This window comes from Natrinema salinisoli (assembly GCF_020405205.1).
In the GTDB taxonomy this organism is placed as follows: domain Archaea; phylum Halobacteriota; class Halobacteria; order Halobacteriales; family Natrialbaceae; genus Natrinema; species Natrinema salinisoli.
Map to the genome: position 1 here is coordinate 2,671,960 of NZ_CP084469.1, position 24,518 is coordinate 2,696,477.

General features: G+C 64.3%; 25 protein-coding genes. 8 read left to right on the forward strand and 17 right to left on the reverse strand.

Going from position 1 to position 24,518, the window contains the following annotated elements; all coding sequences use genetic code 11:
• Positions 1–55: 55 nt before the first annotated feature.
• Positions 56–1,417 carry a M28 family peptidase gene (locus LDB05_RS13260; RefSeq protein ID WP_226004470.1) on the forward strand — a complete coding sequence of 454 codons (1,362 nt, stop codon included), beginning with the start codon at positions 56–58 and terminating at the stop codon, positions 1,415–1,417.
• 69 nt (positions 1,418–1,486) lie between these two features.
• Here LDB05_RS13260 and LDB05_RS13265 read toward each other — a convergent pair whose 3' ends face one another.
• Together LDB05_RS13265 and truA are read right to left on the reverse strand one after the other, a co-directional pair.
• Positions 1,487–1,732 (reverse strand): hypothetical protein, encoded by a 246-nt coding sequence (locus tag LDB05_RS13265; RefSeq protein ID WP_226004471.1) that lies wholly within the window; start codon positions 1,730–1,732, stop codon positions 1,487–1,489.
• Between the two features lie 55 nt (positions 1,733–1,787).
• Positions 1,788–2,624 carry a tRNA pseudouridine(38-40) synthase TruA gene (truA, locus tag LDB05_RS13270; RefSeq protein WP_226004472.1) on the reverse strand — a complete coding sequence of 279 codons (837 nt, stop codon included), beginning with the start codon at positions 2,622–2,624 and terminating at the stop codon, positions 1,788–1,790.
• 179 nt (positions 2,625–2,803) lie between these two features.
• Here truA and LDB05_RS13275 point away from each other — a divergent pair, with 179 nt between their 5' ends.
• The 3 genes from LDB05_RS13275 (at position 2,804) to LDB05_RS23605 (ending at position 4,261) form a co-directional block, all read left to right on the forward strand.
• A complete protein-coding gene (locus LDB05_RS13275) occupies positions 2,804–3,124 on the forward strand; it encodes a hypothetical protein (protein WP_226004473.1) in 321 nt (106 codons plus the stop codon).
• 53 nt (positions 3,125–3,177) lie between these two features.
• Positions 3,178–3,834, forward strand: coding sequence for a trimeric intracellular cation channel family protein (locus tag LDB05_RS13280; RefSeq protein WP_226004474.1), 657 nt, complete (start codon positions 3,178–3,180; stop codon positions 3,832–3,834).
• 205 nt (positions 3,835–4,039) lie between these two features.
• Positions 4,040–4,261: a hypothetical protein gene (locus tag LDB05_RS23605; RefSeq protein WP_425498568.1), complete on the forward strand. Its 222-nt coding sequence runs from the start codon at positions 4,040–4,042 to the stop codon at positions 4,259–4,261.
• A gap of 285 nt (positions 4,262–4,546) precedes the next feature.
• Here the strand turns inward: LDB05_RS23605 and LDB05_RS13285 are convergent, their stop codons facing one another.
• The 6 genes from LDB05_RS13285 to LDB05_RS13310 all read right to left on the reverse strand — a co-directional run bounded on the left by LDB05_RS13285 (position 4,547) and on the right by LDB05_RS13310 (position 9,474).
• Positions 4,547–4,900: a DUF7344 domain-containing protein gene (locus LDB05_RS13285; RefSeq protein WP_425498569.1), complete on the reverse strand. Its 354-nt coding sequence runs from the start codon at positions 4,898–4,900 to the stop codon at positions 4,547–4,549.
• A 69-nt stretch (positions 4,901–4,969) separates the two neighbouring features.
• Entirely contained in the window at positions 4,970–5,110 is a 141-nt protein-coding gene (locus LDB05_RS13290; protein ID WP_226004476.1) for a hypothetical protein, read from the reverse strand.
• A gap of 494 nt (positions 5,111–5,604) precedes the next feature.
• A complete protein-coding gene (locus tag LDB05_RS13295; RefSeq protein ID WP_226004477.1) occupies positions 5,605–6,099 on the reverse strand; it encodes an asparaginase domain-containing protein in 495 nt (164 codons plus the stop codon).
• A 3-nt stretch (positions 6,100–6,102) separates the two neighbouring features.
• On the reverse strand, positions 6,103–7,794 hold the full coding sequence (locus LDB05_RS13300; RefSeq protein ID WP_226007912.1) for a Na+/H+ antiporter NhaC family protein: 1,692 nt from the start codon (positions 7,792–7,794) through the stop codon (positions 6,103–6,105).
• A gap of 325 nt (positions 7,795–8,119) precedes the next feature.
• Positions 8,120–8,644: a hypothetical protein gene (locus tag LDB05_RS13305; protein ID WP_226004478.1), complete on the reverse strand. Its 525-nt coding sequence runs from the start codon at positions 8,642–8,644 to the stop codon at positions 8,120–8,122.
• A gap of 86 nt (positions 8,645–8,730) precedes the next feature.
• Positions 8,731–9,474 (reverse strand): SDR family oxidoreductase, encoded by a 744-nt coding sequence (locus tag LDB05_RS13310; protein ID WP_226004479.1) that lies wholly within the window; start codon positions 9,472–9,474, stop codon positions 8,731–8,733.
• A gap of 258 nt (positions 9,475–9,732) precedes the next feature.
• Here LDB05_RS13310 and LDB05_RS13315 point away from each other — a divergent pair, with 258 nt between their 5' ends.
• On the forward strand, positions 9,733–10,347 hold the full coding sequence (locus LDB05_RS13315) for a hypothetical protein (protein WP_226004480.1): 615 nt from the start codon (positions 9,733–9,735) through the stop codon (positions 10,345–10,347).
• A 77-nt stretch (positions 10,348–10,424) separates the two neighbouring features.
• Here LDB05_RS13315 and LDB05_RS13320 read toward each other — a convergent pair whose 3' ends face one another.
• Complete coding sequence (locus tag LDB05_RS13320; protein ID WP_226004481.1) at positions 10,425–11,957, reverse strand: carboxypeptidase M32; 1,533 nt, start codon at positions 11,955–11,957, stop codon at positions 10,425–10,427.
• A gap of 239 nt (positions 11,958–12,196) precedes the next feature.
• Here LDB05_RS13320 and LDB05_RS13325 point away from each other — a divergent pair, with 239 nt between their 5' ends.
• Entirely contained in the window at positions 12,197–12,565 is a 369-nt protein-coding gene (locus LDB05_RS13325; RefSeq protein WP_226004482.1) for a hypothetical protein, read from the forward strand.
• 37 nt (positions 12,566–12,602) lie between these two features.
• Here LDB05_RS13325 and LDB05_RS13330 read toward each other — a convergent pair whose 3' ends face one another.
• Entirely contained in the window at positions 12,603–13,700 is a 1,098-nt protein-coding gene (locus LDB05_RS13330; RefSeq protein ID WP_226004483.1) for a M20 family metallopeptidase, read from the reverse strand.
• A gap of 147 nt (positions 13,701–13,847) precedes the next feature.
• Here LDB05_RS13330 and LDB05_RS13335 point away from each other — a divergent pair, with 147 nt between their 5' ends.
• On the forward strand, positions 13,848–15,725 hold the full coding sequence (locus LDB05_RS13335) for a PINc/VapC family ATPase (protein ID WP_226004484.1): 1,878 nt from the start codon (positions 13,848–13,850) through the stop codon (positions 15,723–15,725).
• Between the two features lie 498 nt (positions 15,726–16,223).
• Entirely contained in the window at positions 16,224–17,141 is a 918-nt protein-coding gene (locus tag LDB05_RS13340; RefSeq protein ID WP_226004485.1) for an NAD+ synthase, read from the forward strand.
• 103 nt (positions 17,142–17,244) lie between these two features.
• On the opposite strand, the gene LDB05_RS13345 is transcribed toward LDB05_RS13340, so the two are convergent.
• From LDB05_RS13345 to LDB05_RS13375, 7 genes are all read right to left on the reverse strand, one after another.
• A complete protein-coding gene (locus LDB05_RS13345) occupies positions 17,245–17,655 on the reverse strand; it encodes a hypothetical protein (protein ID WP_226004486.1) in 411 nt (136 codons plus the stop codon).
• A 45-nt stretch (positions 17,656–17,700) separates the two neighbouring features.
• A complete protein-coding gene (locus LDB05_RS13350) occupies positions 17,701–17,994 on the reverse strand; it encodes a MarR family transcriptional regulator (protein WP_006180348.1) in 294 nt (97 codons plus the stop codon).
• A 238-nt stretch (positions 17,995–18,232) separates the two neighbouring features.
• Positions 18,233–19,843 carry a long-chain-fatty-acid--CoA ligase gene (locus LDB05_RS13355; RefSeq protein WP_226004487.1) on the reverse strand — a complete coding sequence of 537 codons (1,611 nt, stop codon included), beginning with the start codon at positions 19,841–19,843 and terminating at the stop codon, positions 18,233–18,235.
• Positions 19,844–20,057: 214 nt separating this feature from the next.
• A complete protein-coding gene (locus tag LDB05_RS13360) occupies positions 20,058–21,242 on the reverse strand; it encodes a DUF5305 domain-containing protein (protein WP_226004488.1) in 1,185 nt (394 codons plus the stop codon).
• 134 nt (positions 21,243–21,376) lie between these two features.
• Positions 21,377–22,558: a signal peptidase I gene (locus tag LDB05_RS13365; protein ID WP_226004489.1), complete on the reverse strand. Its 1,182-nt coding sequence runs from the start codon at positions 22,556–22,558 to the stop codon at positions 21,377–21,379.
• A 133-nt stretch (positions 22,559–22,691) separates the two neighbouring features.
• The gene (locus LDB05_RS13370) at positions 22,692–23,918 is read right to left on the reverse strand and encodes a CARDB domain-containing protein (protein WP_226004490.1); all 1,227 of its coding nucleotides are present in this window, start codon (positions 23,916–23,918) and stop codon (positions 22,692–22,694) included.
• A 61-nt stretch (positions 23,919–23,979) separates the two neighbouring features.
• On the reverse strand, positions 23,980–24,462 hold the full coding sequence (locus LDB05_RS13375; RefSeq protein WP_226004491.1) for a hypothetical protein: 483 nt from the start codon (positions 24,460–24,462) through the stop codon (positions 23,980–23,982).
• Between the last annotated feature and the right edge of the window lie 56 nt (positions 24,463–24,518).

Below are 24,518 nucleotides of genomic sequence, written 5' to 3' on the forward strand. Positions count from 1 at the left end.
CGGAAACCGGGGACCGCGCCAGACCGCTTTTTTCGATCGCCGCAGAAGAACGAGTATGAACGACAGCGATCCGGCCCTCGAGCTCGCGATCGGCCGTGGGTGGACCGACGATCGAGCCTGGGAGTTGCTCACCCGACTGACCGAACTTCCCCATCGGATGGGCGGTTCCAGCAGCGAGCGCCGGGCCGCCGAGATCGTCCGCGAAGCGCTCAGCGACGCGGGTCTCGAGACCGTGCGAATCGACGAGTTCCCGATGCAACACTGGGAGCGAGGGACGACCGAGTTCGCGGTACTCGAGGGGGCGGCGGACGACGCCGATCGAATCGACCGCTCGTTCGAGGCGATCGCGCTGCCGTACGCGCCGGCGGGCGACGTCGAGGGACCGCTCGTGGATATCGGCTACGGGACGCCCGAGGAGATCGAAGACGCGGATCTCCGAGGCGGGATCGCCGTCGCGAGCACGATGACGCCGTCCGGCCAGCGGTTCGTCCACCGGATGGAGAAATTCGGCCACGCCGTGGCAGCGGGAGCGAAGGCGTTCGTCTTCGGCAACCACGTCCCCGGCCAGTTGCCGCCGACGGGCGCGTTGAAGTTCGACGCCGAGGCCGCCGTTCCCGGCATCGGCGTCAGCGCCGAAACCCACGACTGGCTCGTCGACTACGCCGAGCGCGGCGCGCGGGCTCGACTTCGGGTCGACGCGACGACCCGGGAGGACTCGAGCCAGAACGTCCACGGAACGCTGGGTCCGGAAACGGGCGCGGAGGTGCTCCTCCTCGCTCACTACGACGCCCACGACATCGGGGAAGGCGCGCTGGACAACGGCTGTGGAATCGCGACCGTCGTCGGCGCGACCGCGGTCCTCGCGGCGATCGAAGACGAACTCGAGTGTTCCGTCCGGATCGCCGGCGTCGGCTGCGAGGAGATCGGCCTGCTGGGTGCGGAGGCGCTGGCCGACGAGCTGGACCTCGAGTCGGTCCGCGCGGTCGTCAACGTCGACGGTGCGGGGCGGTTTCGGAACCTGCGAGCGCTCTCCCACGGCACCGAGGCGCTCGCGGATCTCGCCGACGACGTGACCGACGCGGTCGGACACCCGGTCGTTCACGAGCCGGATCCGCATCCGTTCAGCGACCACTGGCCGTTTCTGCGGGCGGGGGTCCCGACACTGCAACTCCACAGCGAGCCGCCGGCTGGCGAGGAGCGAGGGCGGGGCTGGGGGCACACGACGGCGGACACGCGCGACAAGGTCGATCCCCGGAACCTCCGGGAACACGCGGTGCTGACGGCGTTACTCGTTCACGAGCTGACGGCTCGAGATGTGCCGCGGATCGACGTGGACGAGCTTCGCGAACGATTGCGCGACCAGGAGTACGAGTCCGGAATGCGCGCCGCGGAGATGTGGCCCGCGGAATGGTCGTAAACTATAGTAGGCACTGAAAGTCATTGCCCACCTCATCGCAACGCGGTATGCGATGAGGTGTGAATCGTTTCAGTGTCTACTAGTTTCGGCGTCGACCGCAGTCCGGACGATGCGAGCGACGCCCAGCGTCGCGACGAACGTTCCGACGAGGACGAGCAAGCCGAACAGGACGACGCCGAGCGCGGACGCACCCACTTCGGGGTGGTTCCGCAGCGGCAACGTGAGGCGGAGTCCGAAAAAGAAGACGAGGACGCCTGCAGCGACGCGAATCGACGCACGCCAGTACGCACCGTACTCTTCGGGCGACAGTTCCATGTGCCGAGGTGTGTCCTCGGCCGTGAAAAACGCTCGTACGCGCGTCGGTCGTCCGTCAGCGCATCCCGTCCGCCACTTGCCCGGTGACTCGAGCCCCCGTTCGCCGGTCGATGCGGCGGCGATCGAACACCGCTCGAGCGCTCTCGGCCGCCGCCTCGTCGATCTCGAACGCGAGATCCGGGTAGTGGACGTCGGTCAGGACCAGCGGTTCGGGCGGTGCGGGTGCGACTCCCTCGTGGCCCGGGAGCGGCTCGGGGTCGAGAACGCGGTCTATCTTCGCGAGGGACGACTCGCCGGCACCGACCGCGCGAGCGAGCGAGACGAGCCGACGGACGAGTTCTCGTGCGAACCCGCCAGCACTGACCGTGACGACGAGGTAGTCCCCGTCCCGGTTCGCCTCAAGGGCGAGCGAGCGCTCGGTGTTGTGGTCGTCGGGCGTGAGATTGTGGACATCGTGGCTGCCGGAGAGCCGCTCGCAGGCCGCGTGGAATCGGTCGTCGTCGACGGCGTGCGCGACTCCCCCGTCTTCCACGGCCGGTGCGTACAGATGGTACGTGTATTCCCGACGGCTCGCGTGATGGGTTGCGTGGAAATCTTCCGGCGCGTCGGCCGCCGCCCACGCACGGATATCGGCCGGCAGCTCGGCGTTCAGCGCTCGCGGCGCGAGCCAGTCGGGTGCCTCGAGCGCGATCGTCTGTGCCAGTGCGGAGACGCCCGCATCCGTACGGCCGGCGGCGGCGTAGCCGTCGGGTTTGTCCGCATCAGACTCCAAAACGTCGAGTGCGCGGAGGGCGTCGAAAATCGCGTCCTCGACGGTGGGGACGTCTGGCTGGCGCTGGAAGCCGTGATAGTCCGTGCCGTCGTAGGCGATCCGGAACGCGCGAGGAGCCATCGGGTCTCGAGTCGATCCAGCGGGGCCAGCGTGTTATACTGTTCGCTGTTCCGGTGGCTGGAGCACGTCCGTTCACCAGCACTTCGTGTACTCCTCAAGAACAGTCGAATTTATTACTTTTCATGGAGGATTATGCGAGGATGAACGTGGTCGAGTCCGCTCGACGATGTACCGAGCATATGCTCGGTCGTATCGCGATCGTTCTGATCGGGATCGTCGGCCTCTACGGAGCGATGACGCTGTATCCACCACTCTACCACGTCGTCAGGTGGTCGATCCCGATTACCGTCGTTCTCTGGGGGGTTTCGCGGTTCCATTTGTACGGGTTTCGCCGGCCGCTGACGGTGATCGCCGGCTGTCTCCTGATACTCGAGGGGATCACTCGAGGACTGTTTCAATTCGTCCCACTGAGCGAACTCGGCGGTGCCGTCGCCAATCTGGTACTCGTGATCGGCATCTTCGCCGAGATGTACGCTCAACACTACCGTGAACGTGAATAGAAGGACGTACCGAGACGTGGCACTCAAGAGACTCGCTCTCGTAGGCGAGCGTAGTGAGTCAGGACGTCATCGGAGTACTGTTCGGCGACCCGTTTGCCGTTATGAACGCGATCGGCCTGGTCGCGTTCGCACTCGTCGGGTCGTCGAAGGCGATTCGCGAGGAGTTCGACGTCTTCGGAATTCTCATCGTCGGGCTGGCGATGGCGTTTGCCGGTGGCGCAACGCGCGATCTCCTCGTCACACGAGTGCCGTTAGCACTCCAGTCCCCGCTCGAGATCGGTTTAGGACTACTCGGCGTTGTCCTGGCAATCGCTCTGAGCGTCGTTTTGTCGTCTCCAGATACGCATCCGATTACGCTCGTCGCGGACGCGATCGGACTCGCTGCCTTCGCGACGACCGGTGCTATCGTCGCGACTGAAGCGGGTGTGTCAGCGTTCGGTGTCGTCGCGATCGCGACGATCAACGCCGTCGGAGGGGGTGCGGTTGCGGATATCCTCCTCGATCGAGCCCCGTTCATCCTCTTCGAGGACTTCTATGCGAGTTGCGCCGTCCTCGGTGGAAGTGCGTACTGGCTCGCGGGAACGGTGGGGGCGACCGAGAGTACGGCTGCTGTCGCGTGTGCGGTCGTGACCGTTGTGACTCGGTTAGCCGCTGTCACGTATAACTGGCATCTCCCGACGGTACAGAAGTTGGGACTACTACGCGACTGAGGAAGCGGATGTAGCGCCACAATTCAGCAGATTCGATTGTGAAGAGTGGACGGATCTCCGTTCGGTTCGCATCCGTAGTTACTGCGAGTGCTACGTCCGAGAATCAGAGTAACGTCTGATAGTCGAACTCGAGTCAGCGGTAAGTACGGAAGCAACTCACCGTCCCTCACGAAACGTTTTCTGTGGCAACTCCCTTGAGACAGGTATGTCCACGACTGTTGCAACACCCGACGCGGAAGAGACCTGTGTATACTGTGAGTCCCGTATTTTCGATCACGATCCCATCTGTGTCCGCGATTGTGACGACGACTGTGGCTCTCCTCTGTACTTCTGTAACTACGCCTGTCTCTCAGCGTACATTGACGAGAACAGCCTTACCACGGGCGACGCATGTGAGTGGAACCCCGGCGAAAACGGCTGTTGCTGATCGGCGGTTTCGGTACATTCGCAAATGTACATATCGAACCCGCCATTCAGCTACAGGAATAGCTCTAACTGAAGAGATCCACCGACCAACTGCTGCGATGACCACTTCCGAACAGCACACTCAAAAGGGAGTGCGGAACAGCCGCGCTCGAACCTCGGCCGACAAATCGGCCGTTCGATCGAACTGCGTGATCCGGTCGCCGTCGGCGATCGCCAATTCGCAGTCGCCACGGAGCCACCAGCCGCCGACCGGATCGGGGCCGGAGAGCACCGCACCGCAGGCGAGTTAGATCCAATCCTCGGGAAGTTCGTCCCGGTGCCGTACCATCATCTCCAGGAGCGGGCTGATTTCGTCGAACCGCGGTCCCTTCGTCACCACGTGATTCTCCCTGTCCCAGTCGATGAAGCCGTAGTCTTCCAACAGGGGGAGATGCGTGTGTTCCATCTCGGTGAGGAGCGCCGCCAGTTCCTCGTCAGTCGTCTCCATATCCCCGATGTAGAGTTTCGAGTCGTCCTCCGGGTTGTGAGACAACATGTGGACCAGCAATCGACGGCGTTGAACGTTCCCGATTGCTTTGAAAAAACGACCCGCGTTGGACATATTGGTAAGTGGAACCGAAAGAGAGTAAAGATGCGACATATTCACTCGAGTCTGTTTTTTGATTAAGCGAGTGACGGCGAGGGGAGACGGACCGACTCGACGAGTGAGTTACGCGATCCGTTTCCCCTCGGCGTCGACCGCGCACTCGCAGTCGTCACAGAGCCACCACCCGATCAGCGGATCGCGGAGCGGGAGCACCGCCTCACAGTCGGGGCAGCGTTTCGGTTCATCGGCTCGAAACCCGGTCATCACTCGCCGGTCCCCAGTCCGCGGTCGGCGGGGTCGCACGTGAGCAAGACGGATTGACCGAGCAGCCACAGGGGTAGGCGGTGCCCCTGTACAGCCTGCTCGAGGTCAGGATGCTGACGGGCTCGCCGCAATGTGGACAGTCGGGGCGCGACGACGGGCGATCCTCGCTGCCGTCGGGATCGTCAGGCATGGTGATCGCGCCTCGAGCGCCCGTTTGCAGTCGAGACTGGTCGTATCGGACGATTCGGCCGTCGTGCGGGACGTTTATATCCCGGTAGAATGTACGGAATCATGGCTTCGAATCCCTTGGGTGGGATCTGGAAGCCAGGTCTCGGGTGTTCCTAGCACCCGGGGCGTTTGCGAACGCCCCCTATCGGAGACGTGGCCTCCGGCTTAATCGTCATCGCGTTGTTACTTATAACTACTGCTTGGTGAGTCGAATATATCGTGTCAGCTCGAGAGCGATTCGTCCCCTCGTCTATTGTCAGGGAGGCTCACCGCGAGACGAACTGTCCGTCCTCGCGCTTCTCGACCTCGTCGTGTTCGTACACGCTGCCGCTCATCGCCACGTAGACGCCGGTGTCGAGCGATTGCACTGCTCCCACGGCCATCCCGACGTTGAACGCCGCGTCGGAGTCGGTCATCCGCTGTGGTCTCGCTGCCCCGGTGAGAACGACGGTCTTGTCGCAGTCCAGTTGTCTTGCCGTTTCGATCATCGTGTCGGACCCGTGCGTGACGACGACGTTCTCGCCCGGTGCCTCCCTGCACGCTTCGCGTATTCTCTCCCTGTCGTCGTCGTCAGCGTCGAGACTGTCTTTCTTCATGATCGACTCGACGGCGTAGTCGAAGTTCGGTTCCGGGGCGATCGTCTCGAGGATCCGCTCGACGGCGGGGTCGTCGATGGTGAAGTTGCGAGTCCCCTTGTGGGTGAGGTAGTCCTTGTCGATGGTTCCGCCCGTGGTCACGAAGTGGATGTACTCGTCCGCCATGGGTCAGCCTCCGAGCGCCGCGAACGCGAACACGAGCGCGAGGTACGCGACGACGACGGCGACCGCCGTGACCGGGACCAGCGACAGGTGGTCGTAACTGCCGTTGCTTCCGTCGACCTCGCCGCGTTCGATGCGCTCGACGTCGACCGCGCCGGACTCGATGGCTTCGGCGGTCGGCATCACCTCGGGGAGCCCCTTGCGCCGCGCGTCGAGCTTGTTGAGGGCGAGGACCGCCGCGGCGGTCAGCACGAACGCGAGCGGCAAGGCGACGATCGGGCTCCGCAGCCCGAAGCCGTACAGCACGAGGACGATCATGGTGACGCCGGCGGCCGTCGCGGCGAATGGAATCTGCGTGTTGACGTGGTCGATGTGGTCGGAGCCGGCGAAGATCGACGACATCACCGTCGTATCGCTGATCGGTGAGCTGTGGTCCCCCCAGATGGCGCCGCCGAACAGCACCGCCACCAGGACGGGGAGCACAGAGGGCCCGACGAGCTGGTAGCCCAGCGGGATCGCCAGCGGCGTCAAGATCGCCATCGTCCCCCAGGACGTCCCGGTCGTGAACGCAACGAACATCGCGGCGACGAAGATTATCAGCGGGAGGAAGCCGCCGGGGACGCCGCTGCCGACCATGACGTCGACGATGAACTCCGCGGTCCCGACCTGCTCGGCGGCGTGGCCGATGGCCCACGCGAGCACGATGATCGCGAGCGCGATCACCATCGTCTCGAAGCCGTCGATGATCGTCTCGCTGGCCTCCTCAAGATCCATCGTCCGGTACACGAGCGAGCCGACGAACCCGGTGACCATGAACGCGAAGGCGCCGTGCAGCAGGCCGAGCGCGACGTCTGTCTCCTGAAACGCCGTGGCGATATCGACGCCGGGTTGGTGTCCGCCGCCGAGGTACCACATCGAGAAGAGGCCGACCGCGAGCAGGACGATGATCGGCGCGAAGAAGTTCACCAGTGAGGGGTTCTTCTCGCTTGGCTCGCCGACGTCCGCGGAGACGTCCGACAGCGGCGTTGCGTCGTCGCGAATCGTCTTTCCGGTCGTCCGTGAGCGCCACTCGGCGTCCAGCATCGGGCCGAAAAACCGCTGCGTGATCGCGATGAATCCGACCATGAAGAACGCCATGAAGCAGTAGATGTTCCACGGGATCGACCGAAGGAACAGTCCGAACGCCGTCACGCCGAGTTCGTCGGCGGTGAACTGCGCCGCCTCGAAGCCGGTGATGATCATCGACACCTGGAACCCGATCCAGTTCGACACCGGTCCGAACGTCGTCACCGGCGACGTCGTCGAGTCGAGCGCGTACGCGTGCATCTCCCTCGAGGAGCGATTCTCCTGGGAGAGTTCCCGGGTCGCGTTGCCCGTGACGACAGTGCTGGTGTACGAATCGAAAAAGATGAACACGCCGATCAGCCAGGTGAGAATCTGCGAATCGCGTGCCGTGTCTACGCGGTCGCCGATCCAGTGCTCGAGCGCCAGTATCCCGCCGGATCGGTAGATGAACGCCGCACCGGCACCCATGAATAGGATCAGGATGATGAACTTCGTGTCGAACGGCGACCGGACCACCTCTACGAGCCAGTCCATCGTCAGCGCCGTGGCGGCGATCGGGTTCCAGCCAGCGACGAGCAGCGCTCCGATCCAGACGCCGGCAAACAGCGACACCAGCACCTGTCGGGTTGTCATCGCGAGGACGATCGCCAGCAGTGGCGGCGCCAGTGCGAGTACGCCGAAATGCTCCACCATGAGTGGTGTCATCAACCCACTCTATAAAAATTCTAATTATTGTTACACCAACTGTGTCAAACCGTAAGCATCAGTTACGAAATCGTGCCGGACCATATCGGATTCTCGGTCTCGTGACCCCGAAGTCAGGGCGGACGAACTGGGACGGGAGACGCGGCTCCGAGAGAAAATCCGACGTTCAGTTCGCACGTCCGCTGCACGAGTCAGCGTACCGCAGCCGGAACTGCGACGGTGAGAGTGATTCGACGAGACGCTCGAGACTACCTCACAGTTCGTCGCCGGTATCGAACTCCTCCGTCTCCGAGTCGTCGAACCCGAACTCGTCGGAGCCCGGTTCCTCGGCCGCACCCTCGTCGATGTCGAACTCGTCGGTCTCGAGTTCCGAGCCGTCGACGCCGATCCGGCCGTCCTGAATCTCGATCGTGACCTCGTCCTCGGTTTCGCCCCTCGCGCCGAGCAGCTGGGTGGTCGCCGTCTCGAGTTCCTCGTTGACCGACCAGACGAACCGGAGGACGGACTCGAGTTCGGTGCCCGCCTCGCGGACGCCGCGTCGTGGCGAGAGGTCGCCGAGGCTCCGTGCTCCCTCGGGGTGGAGGTACTGGATCGGGTGATCGGTCGGGACCTCCTGGAGGTCGACGTCGAACGACCAGAGGTACGGCAGGAACTGGATGGCGTAGCCCTGCGGTTTCGGTGCGCGCCGACCGGCGGCGGTCAGCGCGACGTTGATCGCCGTCGACTCCGCGTCGGTGTCGAAGTAGACGCCCGGAACGCGCGGAATGGATACTCGCATACTCGTGGGAGAGGGCTGGGCGGGGGTGAGTCCGGACCCTGCAGGCCCAACCCCATTTTATAGGCCGTCATCCGAACGCCGCGCCGTCAGTGGAACGTGTCGGTAAACTTGTCCCGCCGGGTGATATCGAGTTCGCTGATGCTCGAGCCCTCGCGGCTCGCCGCGAAGCGGATCGCTTCGGCGACCTCCCGCGGGTCGCTGGCCTCGTCCTCGTCGAATCGCTCGGCGAAGGTCTCGCCGTCGGGCGTCTCGAACTCGGAGCGGACCTCGGCCGGGTTGACGATCGTGATCCCGACGCCGTCGTCGCCGATCTGGGCCGCGAGGCTCTTGGCGAAGCCCCGGACCCACCACTTCGACGCGGCGTAGACCGGATTGGCCGGCCGCGGGTGCTGGCCGGCGAAACTGGCGACGAAGATGAGGTGCCCCTCGCGCTCGCGGATGTGGGGAATCGCAGCCCGCGAGGCGTAAAAGACGCCGTCGACGTTGGTCTCCTGCATCGTCTCGTACCCCTCGGTCGACAGGGATTCGACCTCGCTCCCGCGGGCCAGTCCGGCGTTGTTCACCAGCACGTCGATGCCGCCGAACGTCTCGACGGTCTCCTCGATCAGCGCGTCCACGTCGTCCTCCTCGCGGACGTTCGTCGGCACGACCAGCGTCTCGACGCCGTACTCCGCCTCGAGGTCGTCCGCGAGATTCGTTAGCCGGTCCTCGCTGCGGGCCGCAAGGACGACGTTCGCGCCCGCGCCCGCGAGTTCGTAACAGGTCGCGGCACCGATTCCGGCACTCGCGCCCGTGACGATCGCCGTTCCCTGCTCGAGTGACTCTGACATCGTGCGACAGGTAAGCGGGCGTCGACCCTAAAAACGGGGGCCACGTGTCGATCGCCCGTCACCCGCGATCGGAGCGAGAGGCGGCGCCTGCGGCGGAGTCATTCGTTCTTCGGTGGCCGAACCGGTCGGACAGTCGGTCTCGTCGACCGATTCTCCCGGTAATACATACCTCACATTCGGTAAATATATGGTATTTACTGTTAATATACAGCTACGATGGGGGTAATTCAGGGGAGAGACAGCGGTGGGACTACCAGCGTGGCAGCGATCGAAGCGGTGCTCGAGGACTGGACCTACAGCGCGAAGCCGTCCAACGGGGACGCGCTCGTCGACGGACTCTCGAGGGCGTTCCCGAATGGGGACGTGCGACGCGATTCGGGGGCGGCGGACGCACTGGTCGACGGCGTCGCGGTCGTGCTCGCACACGGACTGAATCCGGCGCTCAGGCGGGACATCGGGTCTCTCACCGAACGGTTCGGCGAGGTCGTGGTCTACTCTACGGCGTGTCACACCGACTCGCCGAACGAGTGGCGCGAGTTTAAACACAGGCGCTCCGGGAGGGGAACCGGGACGGTCCGTTTCGTCGAACGGCCGCCGCGAACAGACGGAGACGGCAGCGCCGTATCGACGCGCACACTCGTCGCACTCCCGACCGTTCTGATCGGAATCGCCGGCCTGTTCGCGTGGTCGCTGGGCCTGTTCGGAACGAGTGGAGCGTTCGGAGCCGCAACCGGCGCTGTGTCAGCCGTCCCCGGAGGGACGGAGTTGCCGATCGCCAGCACGGCGATCCTCGGAATCGCCGTCGCAGTCAGTGGCTACCTCGCGACTCGGCGGAGGGTCTACGTCGCGCTCGTCGCACGACTCGCGCAGTGACTCGTTCGAAACCGAGACGGATCCCCGAACAACGGGGGTGAGAATACTGCGGTCGACTCGTCGGAGCCTTCGCGCCGTCAGTACGCCGAGAGGTCGTACAGTTCGCCGTACTTCGACTCGACGTACTCGAGGAAGTGGTCCGCGGTCAGGCCCTCGCCGGTGGCCTGCTCGATCAGGTCGGGCGTGACGTAGCGCTTGCCGTGCTGGTGGATATTCTCGCGCAGCCAGCCGTTGAGTTCGTCGAACTCGCCCCGCCGGATGTCATCGTCGAAGGAGCCACGGTCGTCTTCCGCCGCGGCGTACAACTGCGCCGCGAGCACCGATCCTAGCGAATACGTCGAGAAGTAGCCAAAGGAGCCGTGGGACCAGTGAATGTCCTGCAGGCAGCCCTCCGAATCCGTCTCGGGCCGCAAGCCGAGGTACTCCTCGTACTTGTCGTTCCAGACCTCGGGAACCTCCGAGACCTCGAGGTCGCCCCGGATGAGGTCGCGCTCGATCTCGAACCGGATCACGATGTGGAGGTGGTACGTGAGTTCGTCCGCCTCGACGCGAATGAGGTTGTCGTCGTGGACCTGGTTGGCCGCCTCGTAGGCGTCCTCGGGCGTGACGTCCTCGAGTTCGGGGAAGCGCTCGCGGGCGATGGGCAGGAAGTGCTCCCAGAAGGGACGGGAGCGGCCGACGTGGTTCTCCCAGAGGCGGGACTGGGACTCGTGGACCGAGAGGTCGCGCGCCTCGCCCAGCGGCGTGCCGTAGCCGTCGTCGGGGAGGCCCTGCGTGTAGTTGGCGTGGCCGAACTCGTGGATCGTCGAGGTGATCGATCCGAGTAGATCGTCCTCCTCGAACCGGGTCGTCACGCGGGCGTCGAACTGCGTCCCGGAGGAGAAGGGATGGGGTGCCGTGTCCAGTCGACCGCGGCCCCAATCGTATCCCAGCGAATCGAGGACGTCGCGCGCGAGCGCCTCCTGATCGTCGTCGTCGAACTCTCCGGCGAAGGCGTCCGTGGTGAGATCAGCATCGCTGTCCTGAACGGCGTCGATCAACGGGACGAGGTTCTCCCGCAGCCGCTCGAGAATCTGCTCTGCGGTCTCGAGGTCGATGTAGGGCTCGTAGTCCGCGAAGAGCACGGCGTATGGGTCGGCGTCGGGATCGATGTGCTCGGCGTACTCTCGCTTGAGGTCGACCAGTTTCTCGAGGGTCGGCGCGAAGTGCTCGAAGTCGTCGTCCGCCTTGGCCTGCTTCCACTTGGGGTGGGCGTTCGACGACGTCGCCGATATTTCTTCGACGAGTTCCTGCGGGACGCTCGTCTCGCGGTCGTACCGCCGACGGATCTCGCGGAGGACCGCGGCCTGGTCGCTCTCGAGGTCGCTTCCCTCGAGCTCGGTCAGCAGGTCGCCGGTTTCGTCGGCGGTCAGGAGTTCGTGACTGATCGAGGACAGCGTCGAGAGCTGTTGTGCTCGGGCAGGGGTTCCCTCGTCGGGCATCATGACTTCCTGGTCCCATCCGAGAATGCCGGCGGCGTTCCCGACGTTCGAGATGCGCTGGACTCGCTCTTCGAACCGGTCGTACGTGTCGGTCTCGCTCGCATCGCTTTGAGCCTGATCGGTCGCCATAGCCGTACCGTTCGCTCGGAAGTGCTATCAACGTCGTGGTTCCGGGCATCTCGCTTGCGATCGAGCAGGGGCAATGTTTTCTGGAGACGGTGTGCGGATGTGTCGATCGGTGAGACAATCAATATCTCGTAGTAACAGTATCGTTCGACGGTTTCAGGACCGTTTCCTGGACCGGTGAGAGACGTGCGGAACTTGCAAGCACCGAACTATTCCGCTGATCTGATGTCCGTCGAACTACTATGGCCCTCGCTTCACCAGTCGCGTCGGCAATCGTGTTCGTCGTGAGCCTCCTGATCGGCGCGCTCGGCATCTACGCGGGCGCTCGAGTCATCGTCGGCAGAGCCGACTACGATCACGCCATTGTCACCGCGTTGATCGGGGCGATCGTCTGGGCGATCGTCGGCTTCCTCGTCGGCTGGGTCCCGCTCGTCGGACCGTTGATCGCCCTGATCGCGTACATCGCCGTCATCAACTGGCGGTACCCAGGCGACTGGACCGCCGCGGCGATGATCGGCCTCGTCGCGTGGGTCACCGTCCTGATCGCCCTCTACGTCCTCGCCGCGCTCGGGATCACCGCCTTCGACGCGGTCGGGGTGCCGGGCGTCTGAGGTCGGTCACCGAACGGCCGCGCTCGCCGGAGCGACGTCACCGAGCCGTCGGCCACTGTTCTGCAACCCGCCGATACGTCTCGCGACACCGCTCGAGGACGTCGATCGAGACGCTCTCGTCCTCGGTGTGGGCTTCGCCGGGTTCGGACGGCCCGTAGATCACGCACTCGGTTCCGGCCTGCGAGAGCCAGCCCGCGTCGGTCGCGTGGGGTTTCGTCACGAGTTCCGGCTCGGCGGCCTGTGCGCTAGTCGCGGCCTCGAGAACCGTCTGGGCAAACGCTTCGTCCTCACACCGCATCGGCGGCAAGTCCTGATCGACCGTCCACTCGACTCCTTCGAGGTCCGCGACTCGCTCGAGAGGGGCCCGCTCACCCGGAACCGTCCGCTCGTCGATCGTGAACGCACAGCGAGCGGGAACGACGTTCATCGCCGACCCGCCCTCTATCTCGGTGACGGTGAGCCGCCCGTCGAGCGTCTCGCCCGCGACGTCGACGGACGGAAGCTCGAGGTCCCGAACGCGGTCGACGGCCGCGGTGGCGCGGTAGATGGCGTTGTCGCCGGCATCAGCCTCGCTGGCGTGTGCGGCGGTGCCGTGGGCGGTGATCGTGCTCCCGCGCCGGCCCTTGTGGGCGACGGCGACGTCGGTGACGGCCGGGCCCGAGTAGTTCGTCGATCCCTCGCCGACGACGGCGTAGTCGGGTGCGAACCCCTCGTCGATCGCATGCTGTGCACCGACGCCGCCGATCTCCTCGCCGACGAAACTCGCGACGACGAGTTCCCCCGCGGGGTTAGCATCACGGAAGGCGAGCAGGGCTGCTGCAACTGCGCCTTTCATGTCCGCCGTCCCGCGGCCGTAGAGGCGACCGTCTCGCTCGTCGACGGTGTACTCGCTGGCTCCGTTCCCGTCCGCGCTCGCGACCTGTGACTCGGCCGGCTCGACGACATCGTGGTGGCCGACCAGCGCGAGCGTCTCGTCGCCAGCCCCTTTTCGAGCGATCACGTTGCCGACCGAATCTCGAGTCACGTCGGCGTCGGTCTCGCGGCGCAGCCACCGCTCTATGAAGTCACCGGCGGCGGTCTCGTCCTCGTGGCTGGGGATCGAGACGAGGTCGCGGGTCAGTTCGACGAGGGACATGGCTACGGGTTCGAGCGACAGCGTGTTGATCCCACCGGTCACCGCTGGGGTCGCTGCCGGCAGACTGCGCAAGGAATCGAACGGTAAGACGGCAGCGCGTGCCCTCACGAAGACACCCTTAAAGGCGTCGGGGCACCTAGGTTTCCTATGAACGTCGTGCCGGATACGAGCGTGGTCATCGACGGCCGCGTCTCGGCGACTATCGAAGACGGGCAGTTCGAGGGAGCGACGATCTGCGTCCCCGAGGCGGTCGTCGCGGAGCTCGAGGCGCAGGCAAACGACGGGATCGACAGCGGCTGGGACGGCCTCGAGGAGCTCCAGCGGCTGGCCGATCTCGCCGACGACGGGGTCATCGAACTCCGGTACGTCGGCGAGCGGCCCAGCGCGATCGAGCGGGGCCACGCCTCCGAGGGCGAGATCGACGCCCTGATCCGCGATCTCGCGGAGGATCTCGACGCGACCTTCGTCACCAGCGACATCGTCCAGTCCGAAGTCGCCCGGGCGAAGGGACTCGACGTCGAACACGTCTCTCCCGAGGTCCGCGAGGTCGGAACGCTGGCAGTCGAGGAGTTCTTCGACGACCAGACGATGAGCGTCCACCTCAAGACCGACGCCGTCCCGAAGGCCAAACGCGGCGAACTCGGCGCGATGGCCTACGAACCCATCGCCGACGAACCGCTCGACGAGGCGACCATGGACGAGTACGCCCGAGAGGTCGTCGACGGCGCGAAAGAGGCCCCCGACGGGTTCATCGAACTCTCCGAGCCGGGCATGAAGATCGTCCAGTTCCGTGACTACCGGATCGCGATCGGCCGCCCGCCGTTCTCCGACGGCATCGAGATCACCGCCGTCCGCCCGATCGCGCAGACCGACATCGAGGACTACGAGCACGCCGACGAACTGAAAGAGCGGCTGCTCGAGCGCCAGCGCGGCGTTCTCATCTCTGGTGCGCCCGGAGCCGGGAAGTCGACGTTCGCGCAGGCGGTCGCCCGCTATATCTCCGATCACGACTACTCCGTCAAAACGATGGAGAAACCGCGGGACCTGCAGGTCGGCCCCGACATCACCCAGTACACGGAACTGGGCGGCGAGATGGCGAAGACGGCCGACGCCCTGCTGATGGTCCGGCCGGACTACACGATTTACGACGAGGTCCGGAAGACCGACGACTTCGAGGTCTTCGCCGACATGCGTCTGGCCGGCGTCGGGATGATCGGCGTCGTCCACGCGACGCGCCCGATCGACTCGCTCCAGCGGCTGGTCGGCCGCGTCGAACTCGGGATGATCCCGCAGGTCGTCGACACCGTCGTTTACATCGAAGCCGGCGAGGTCGAGACCGTCTACGACGTCAAGACGGAAGTCAAGGTCCCCGCCGGACTCACTGAGGAGGACCTCGCGCGCCCCGTCATTCAGGTCACGAACTTCCAGACCGGCGACCCCGAGTACGAGATCTACACCTTCAACCGGCAGGTCGTCACCGTCCCGCTCAAAGACGAGGACGGCGGCCCGGCCAACGAGTCCGGCGTCGACCGCATCGCCAAACAGGAGATCGAACGGGAGATCCGCTCGATCGCACACGGCTACGTCGACGTCGAACTCAGGAGCCAGGACAAGGCCGTCGTCTACGTGGAAGAGGACGACATCTCGAGCGTCATCGGCAAAGGCGGCGGTCGAATCACCGACATCGAGAACCGGCTGGGGATCGACATCGACGTCCGAACCCACGACGAGAACCCCAACTACGGTTCCGGCGGCGGCTCCGGGAGCGCAAGCGCCAACGGCGGCGGTAGCAGCGGTTCCGAGGCGGGCCAGATGGTCCAGCCCGAGATCACCTCTCGACACATCGTCATCCCCGTCGACGGCAACCACGGCGAAACCGTCGAAGTCCAGGCCGGCGGCGAGTACCTCTTCACCGCGACGGTGAGCCGCGGCGGCGAGATTCAAGTGTCGCGCGGGAGCGCGATTGCAGAGGAGCTCGAGCGGGCGATCGATCGGAAGGATCCGGTGACGATCGTCCCGTCGTAAGTGATCGAACCGCGAGCGAACGGAATCGCGGCGCTACGCGCCGCGGTAGGACGAGCGGCCCACGGCCGCGAGTCAGGGTGCGAGCGGCTCTTTTTTGGTGTCTTCACGAACGAAGTGTGTGAAGGACCGGCGAGAGTGATGCTCTCGCAGGGGAAATTTTTTGCGCCAACGCGGGACCTTCGGTCCCGCGAGCCGTGCGAACGGGCCTCCGGCCCGTGAGCAGAGAGCGGTCGCCTCCAGCGACCCGAGCGGAAAAAGGTCCATCGTGACGGATCCGGTGACGATCGTCCCGTCGTAGCGTCGCCGATCCGGGCGGGATCCCGTCCGTGTAGAAATCGAGATTCTCGAGGGAAGGATTTCGACGAACGGTCAGTGAAAAGGAGCAGACGCGAGCATGCGACTCCGAACCACCAATAGAACTACTAGCAGTTTAAGGATTAACTTCATATATAGGACGATCGTCTACTGAGATAGAGTGAACCAGAGTGATTCCAACAGATGAGCGCATATAGCAAGACGTTCGTCTATTCCGACGTCGAACGCACGAACGGACCGTTTTACACCGATTACCGCTCACTCGAGACGATACGCGAGCGAATCGTCGCCGATATCCGGACGAGAGTCGGGAACGCGGGAGCGGCGGGCGTCGTCGTCGCGATGAGCGGCGGCATCGACTCGACCCTGACGACGGCGCTCGCGGTCGAAGCCCTCGGTACCGACCGCGTCCTCGGGCTGGGACTGCCCTGCCACAAGGCCGAGGGCACCCACGTCAGCGACGCCCGGACGATCGCCGAGGGGATGGGAATCGACTTCGAGGAAATTCAGTTGCGGCCGCTTTTCGAGGCGTTCGAGGGGACAGTCGCGAGCGAACTCAAGCCGGAAGGGGCCTCGAGTGAGAGGGGCGACGAACGTGCCCTCGAAACCGGCAACGTCGTCGCGCGGTTGCGGATGGTCACCGCGTACTACGCGGCGAACAGGGGGTCACGGCTCGTGCTCGGCACCGCGAACCGATCGGAGCAGTTACTCGGCTACTTCACCAAGTACGGGGACGGCGCGGCCGACGCCTATCCGATCGGCGATTGCTACAAGACAGAGGTTCGGGCGCTGGCGAAACACGTCGGGATTCCCCGCCGAATCATCGGCAAGGAACCGACGGCGGGGTTCTGGGCCACGCAGACGGACGCCGGCGAGCTCGGTGCGCGCTACGACGTGATCGACCCGCTGTTGTATCGGCTCGTCGACGAGGAGCTCCCGCTCGAGGAGGCCGTTACCGATCTCCGGATCGACCGCGAGACGGCCGAAGAAATCGCAGCCATCCACGAGGAGACCGCTCACAAGCGGTCGACACCGCCGACGCCGGGGATCGCGGGCCGAACCGACGAGCGGGGCGGTGACGAGTCGCGCTCGCTCGAGTAGGAACGGAACCTCCCGATCGCGTTGCGCCGCACCTCTCGCCGACCGGGACGAAGTACCCGACGGACCGCCAGTGATCGGGCGAGCGGCTCGTTCAGTGCCGGGCTCAGCCGTCCGTTTCGATAGAGTAGACCTCGGGATTGCGCCACCAGAACAGCCCCCAGGCCAAAAGGAATCCACCCCCCATCGCGATCACGTCCTGAACGAAGCTCGGAAGCCCCAGCCCGGCGATCCCGACGAGCACGATAGCAGACCCGAGTGCCGCCCCCGTCACGACGAAGAGAACGTCCCCGACGATTCGGGTTCGGGAATGCTGCCAGTAGTGTCGTCGCTCCTCGTCGTACCAGACGCCGACGTAGATCAACACCGGAGCCATGGTCGTGATGACCGTGATCGATTGATACGTTTCGGAAAAGACAGCGGGCACTAACAACAGATTGAGAACCGACGAAACGAGCGATGCCAGAAACAGGCCGAGCAGCAACCAACCCCATCGCGGGAGTCGTTCTTTCTCCATACCGAACCCGCTCACCGCTGGGAAATAATCCTGGCGCTCTCGCCGTTATTCCGCGCAGCAGGCGTCTTTTTTCGGGGACTCCTCGACGCCGTTTCCGTCGGCCGCGACCGGCTCTTCGAGTCGATAGAGGCTCTGTCGAGCGTCCGCAAAGTAGATATCTTCGTCGACGATCCCGATCTCTTCGAGGCGCTCGAGGGCGTATCGCACCGTCCGGGCCGAGAGCATCGATTCTTCGACGATCTGTTTCTGCGTCAGCGGCCCGTCGTACTCGAGAACCTTGAAAACGAGTTTCGCACTCGGTGGCAAGTCTTCGATTTCTTCCCCGTCGGTCTCTGCCATACTACGATTCGAAACGCGCCAGCAGTATAAAAGTTGAGCCTTACCGAGAGGGGACTCCAATATATTACAATATATTTTTTCCGGCAAACTGCTTTCTGAGGCATTGAGAGACCATATTTTTAGATGAGGGTTGGAAGCGTGAAACCCGTCGTGACCCTGGACAGTCATCGATTCGTACGTATTCTCTCTAACGGCCCAGAAACGATTCGACCCCTGATCGGATCGAAACCGGCAGCGACTATCCCTCACCGATCATCCGGTCTTCGTCCGCCCACTCCTGCTGGCGCAGTTCGTACTTCTGGGTCTTCCCGGTGGCAGTCTTCGGCAGCTCCTCGACGTACTCGACCCGGCGGACGACCTTGTACCCCGCCAACTGGTCGCGGGTGAATTCGGTCAGTTCGTCCGCCGAGACCGGCGGGTTATCCGGATCGTCGTTCGACGGAACGACGAACGCCTTCGGCGTCTCGCCCCACTCGTCGCTCGGTGCCGGAATCACCGCCGCATCCGCCACCGCATCGTGGTCGAACAAGGTGTCCTCGAGTTCGATACTCGAGATGTTCTCGCCGCCGGAGATGATGATGTCCTTCTTGCGGTCGCGAATCGCGATGAGTCCGTTCTCGTCGACGGTCGCGAGGTCGCCGGTGTGGTAGTAGCCCTCGACGCGGTCGTTGAAGGCCTCCTCGGTCGCCTCGGGTTTGTTCCAGTAGCGGTCCATGATCTGGTTGCCCCGGACGACGATCTCGCCGAGCGTCCCGTCGTCGCGGGGGACGTCCTCGCCGTCCTCGTCGACGACGCGAACGTCGGTGCCGAGGACGCCCATCCCCTGGCGCTTCTTGATCTCGAAGCGGTTGTCGTCGGTCATGAGTCGCTTCGCGTCGGAGATGGTGATCAGCGGCCCCGTCTCGGTCGCACCGTAGAGGTGCTTGAGGTACCAGCCGAACCGGTCCTCGACGGCCCGAATCGTCGCCTCAGGCGGCGCGCTCCCCGCGGTCGTTACGCGAACCTGCTTCTCGCCCATCATCTTCGGTTCGCCCTCGCTCTCGTAATAGTCGATCAACTGGTTGAGCACCGCCGGCGCCGCACAGAGGAAGGACACGTCCTCTTCGCGGATCGAGGAGACGACCTGATCGGGGTTGACCCCGCGCGTACAGACGTGGGTCGCGCCCATCCCGGTCACCGCGTAGATGTGGCCCCAGCCGTTGACGTGGAACATCGGCAAGGTCCACAGGTAGGTGTCGTCGTCGGTGATCTCGTGGTAGATCGACATCAGGTAGGCGTGGATCGTCTCGGTCCGGTGGGTGCGACAGACCCCCTTCGGATCCCCCGTCGTCCCCGAGGTGTAGTTGATCGTGATGATCTCGTCCTCGGCCATCTCCGGCTGATCGAACTCGGTCCCGGCGTCCGAGATCACGGCGTCGAAGTCCTCCCACTCGCCGTCGACGGCGTCCGCGTCGTTCGTCACGAACGTCTCCGTCGGCACCTCGTCCCGGATCGCTTCGATCTTGTCGGCGTACTCGTAATCGGCGTAGATCGCGTCGACGCCCGCGTCCGACAGGATGTACTCGTAGTCGTCGGGCTCGAGGCGGTAGTTCAGCGGCGTGTGAACCGCACCGAGCTGCATCGCGCCGAACGCCGCCTCGAGGTGATAGTGCGTGTTCGGGTCGAGGACGGCGACCCGATCCCCTTTTTCGATCCCTCGCTCCTGGAGCGCCGCCGCGAAGCGATCGGTCCGCTCGCCGAGTTCGGCGTACGTGAATCGATCACCCGCTGCACCCACGACGGCCTCCTGGTCCCCGTAATAGTCCCGCGCCTGCTCGAGGAAATCCGTGACAATGAGTGGCGTTTCCATACGGTACAAATGTCGCGAATCCGCCGTATACATATTTTGTTTTTTACTCGACACGTATCTGTGTTTCAGTGCCGGTATCTCCGGAACGAAGTCGGACGATAGCTCTCTGTCTGCGGATACTGAACAATCCAATCATTTGTAATTATTTCGACTGATCTGCTGGCTCGAGGGACGTGCAGACGCTCCACACGGGCATGGTGTCAGCGGGTTGAGTCTAGAGCTGTTCCCAGACCGCTTCGTCGTCCTCGAAGCCGTCCGGATCATCGGGAGACGCGAATTCGTCGCTCGGGTCGAGTTCCGAGAGATCCTCGGCCGAGACGTCTCCATCGCCGTCGATGACGGCTGGCTGCTCCTCCAAGTCCATCTCCGGCCAGGCGGTCTCCTCCCAGAGACCGCGGTCGCTGTAGTAGTAGACGACGCCGTCGTTGACCACCGCGAACAACCCTCGTTGTTCGTCGTGGACCACGCGCTCGTTCGTATCGATCGCGACGTCGACGACGTCCTCGAGCGTGTCCAGGGAGACGTGATAGTCGCCGATCCACATCGGAATCGATCCCCGCGAGATCCACTCGGCGTATCGCTGTTCGTGGACGGCCCGGCGGGCAGCTTCGATGTCGGTCGGAGACCGGCGTGAGACGAACGCCGCACCGGCGAGCGAGAGCGTTCCGAGCACCGACAGGCCACCGATGAGTGCCGGACTGCGGGATTCGGTCGTCCGGTTCGTGCCGCTCTGGTAACTGTGCGTCGCGGAGTCGGACAGCGATTCCTCGAGCCAGTAGGCGTCGCCCGTGATCCGTACCGGCGTCGTCGTCGTGAGCGTTCCCTGCTGGCGACCCGTATCGTACTCGACGCGGAGTTCCAGCGTCAGCTGGACCGTTCCGATTCCGCTGACCTCCCGCTGGAGTTCGCGCTGTCGCTGGCGGTACGATTCGACGTCGATCGTGGCTTCCGACGTCGCGACGCCGTTCTCGACCGACGGCGACTCCCGGAGCACCTGGTGGGTTTCGTTCCAGAACGATGACCCGTCGCGTGTGGCCTCGAATCGGAGCCTGAGTTCGTGAGTGACGTTTCCGTCCTCGACCGGGACGCCGCCGGAGCCGTTTCGCAGCCTCGTTTCCGGCTCGACCGTCAACTCCGGTGACGTGTTCAGAAAGTAGACCGAACTGTTCGTGAGCCGCTCACCTTCGGTCCAGAGCGTGCCGCTTTCGGTGACGACAGCGCTCGTCTGCGCGTCAGTCGTGACGCGTTCCTCCTCGAACGTCGGCGACGTCGTCGTCTCCGGATTCGCGACCGCCCACCCGGTCGCACCGATCGCGAGGGCACCGATAACGACCAACGCGATCACGATCGACCGTCCCTGTTTGGCGAGCAACAACTCGAGGCGCGGATTGTCGATCATTCGTTGGCTCCAGCACTCGCCTGCCCGGACGCGCCCGCTGGCCGAACGGTTCGGTTCCAAACTGTTCGGTCATCGGGACAATTCATGCGTTAGTGAAAGAAATGAACCACTATAAGGGTAGTGGCCCCGGGTCGTTACTCTCGGTCCTCGAACCATTTCCGAAGCCGCCGCTCGAGCCGGGTCGACAGCGGGACGTGACTCCCCGCGGATCGAAACCGAATGTCACTGCTACCGAACAGGACGAGCACGAGTACGACGGCGATCCCGACGATAACGCCGTTTACTGCCGCGATCGCGGCGAGCGGATGGACTCCGTGGAGCCAGACGAGCACGGACGGCGGCAGCACGGCGAGATACCGATACTCGCCGAGGTGACGGACGTGCTCGCCCGTCTCGCTGGGAGCGGACAGCGTCACCGTCGTCTCCCCGCTCCCCCGAATGCCGACCGTCTGCCACGTCGGATCGGCACTGATCCCCCCGCTTTCCGCCTCGTGGACGACCACCACGGGGAGGTACCCGGCGTTGTCGACGGTACGAGTGAAGTCGGTCGTCCCCCCGGGGGCGACGATCTGTGGGTCGTCGCTGGGCGATTCGGAACTGACCAGTCCGTACTCGGTGGTTCCCGACGGGACGACCATCGCCGCGGTCGCGAACGTGACGAACACGACCAGGACGAGTCCGAGCGCGGTCCAGAACGCGATCACGTTCTCGCGCGAGCGCGATCTGGTCGCCTCGCGTCGCGTCGGTCCCACCTGCTCGAGCAATACCCCGAAGCCGAGCATGGCGACGCCGAGTGCGACGAGCACGGAGCCCAGTCCGTTCGATGACGCTGTCGTCGTGAGCCCGAAAACCGAGGCGACCGTCCCGTACGCTCGCTCGACGAGTCCCTGGGCCCCCATGATCGCGGTGCCGAGATACGGGATCGTGACGACCTCGCCGCCGACCTGCAGGGTTTTGGCGACGATCCGGCCGTCCGTGACGTGGGGCTCACCGCCGTCCTGATCCGTAAAGGGGTTCGCGTCGCCTTTCGTGACGTATCCCTCCTCCGTCTCGCCGACCACGCGGTGAGTCGTCAGTCCGCCGTCATGGAGCTCTCTGGCCTGGTAGACGACGACGTCGCCCTCCTCGACGGGACCGGCGACGATGCTCGGAATCGCGACGAAGCCGTCGCCTGCGTCCATCGTGGGTTCCATGCTTCCGGTCGCGACGTACCCGAGCAGGATCGGCTGTCCGAGGAGTTGTCCGACTATCAGGAGGATTATAGCCAGTACGACGACGAGGCCGACACCTCGCTTGACGAGCGTAGCCGGAGTCATTGGCCGGTGGAACGGGCAGTCATGGGTGGCTGACGGTACAACTGGACTATACTTCGTTTCCAGGAGTATAAAGCTCGCGAGAGAACCGACCGACTGGTCGAGCGGAGCGTACAGCTGTGGGATACCCTCGCGGCTACCGGACGAACGCCCATTTCCGATTCGCGGCGACCGCCAGGAATAACAGCCCCGCCGTCGTCGGCGGCGCGAGCGCTGCGGTCGTTGCCGGTGAGAGTTCACGGTTCGGGATCGGAACCGGAGCCGGCCGGTCGGAGACGGTCACCGTTCCCGCAGTGACGCCGCTCACGCTGATCTCGTACGTACCCGCGCGGTCGAACCTGCGGTCGAACGATACCGTCAGCTCGCCGTTCGCCGGGATCGAAACGAGCCGACTCTCGACGACGATTCCGTCGGCGGAAAGCTCGAGCGTGCGCTCGACGGTCGCGTTAGTCGGGTTCCGTACCGTCGCCCGAACCGCCGTCGACTCGCCAACGGTGATATCGGCGGTCGTATCGGTATCGTCGATAGCCGCGTCGTCCACGAGGCCCGCATCGACGATGGCGACCGGCGGCCCCTCGACGGTAACCGATTCGCTCCCGACGCCGTCGATACCGACGGCGTACGTTCCGGGCCAGTCCATGCGGCGCTCGAACGTCACGGTCGTCTCTTCCCCGGGCCGGAGTTCGATCCGCTGTCGGTCGACGACGGTTCCGTCGACGGTCAGCGTCGCCACAGCCGTCCCCCTCGCATCACCGGCGTTTCGATACGTCGCGCTCGCCGTCAGCGTCTCGCCGGTCTCGAGCGTCGTCGGCGAGAGAGTCAGCCCCGACCCCAGGATAGTCGCCGACGAGCTCGGCCCGTCGTCCGCGCTGTCGCCGGTACCCCCGTTCGTCCCATCCCCACCTGTCCCGTCCTCGCTCGTGTCGTCTTCGTCCGCGTACCCCACCGCGACCGTGAACGTCTCCGTTCCGGCCGTCGCGACGGACGAGTCGACTGTCACTCCGACCCTGATACTGTCGCCGGGGTCCGGCTCGAGTCGCGACTCGTTCGTCACCGCCGACCCGTCCGCGTGGAAGGTCACGCCCTCGACGTCGTGATCGATCCACACTGCTTCGACGTCGTCGGCGTCGTCGCCGATCGTGATCGTGAACACGTCGGCAAACCGCGTCTCCGTGTTGGCGACCACGCCGAGATCGAGCCTGAGTTCGCCGTCGTCGATCGTCGCGTACCGATCGTCGACGGACTCGAGAACGACGTCGTCGTCCGTCGGATCCTCCCCCACGGTGATCGCCGCAGTCGGAACTACGAGCGCGAGGAGAAAACAGAGCATCGCGGCGACGAGTGGGGTCTTTACTGATGACATATATAGGACTCGTCCAAACGGTACCCGAGACCGATTCCGAAGGGACTGTCGCTAATCGTGACTACGCTGACGTGTCCGTTGCCGTAAACGTAATCGTCTGGGTGGCGTCCACGCTATTCTGGCCCTGCAAGTCGATTTCGACATCGAACGTTATACTCCCATCAGCACCGATAGTCGCCGTATTTCCACTCAGTGCAGTATCTCTCCCACCGGTTCCATCCGGATCGTAGAGAAACGTGACGTCCTCATTGGTCGAGACGTCGAGATCGACTTCGTTGCTTCCGTTGTTGGAAATCGTCAGCAGACCGTTGAAAGTAGTAACGGCATCAGCATTGAGGTCCGAGAATTGTAGAGCGAGTACATCACCAGTGCCGTTGTTACTCACTCCGCTAAATTCAGTAGTAGTGGCAGATAGGGCCAACAGCGCGCTCCCATCGCCGGTCGTCTGAATGGTCATCTCTCGATCTGCTTCCACGCTGCTGAACGCGCCCGTTCCCAGTGCGGCGCCGCCACCGGCGACGATCGTTCCGAGCCCGACTAACACGTTTCGTCTGTTCATTCTCATGGTATGATCACCGTACGGTTCGCCCGGCACCAGTT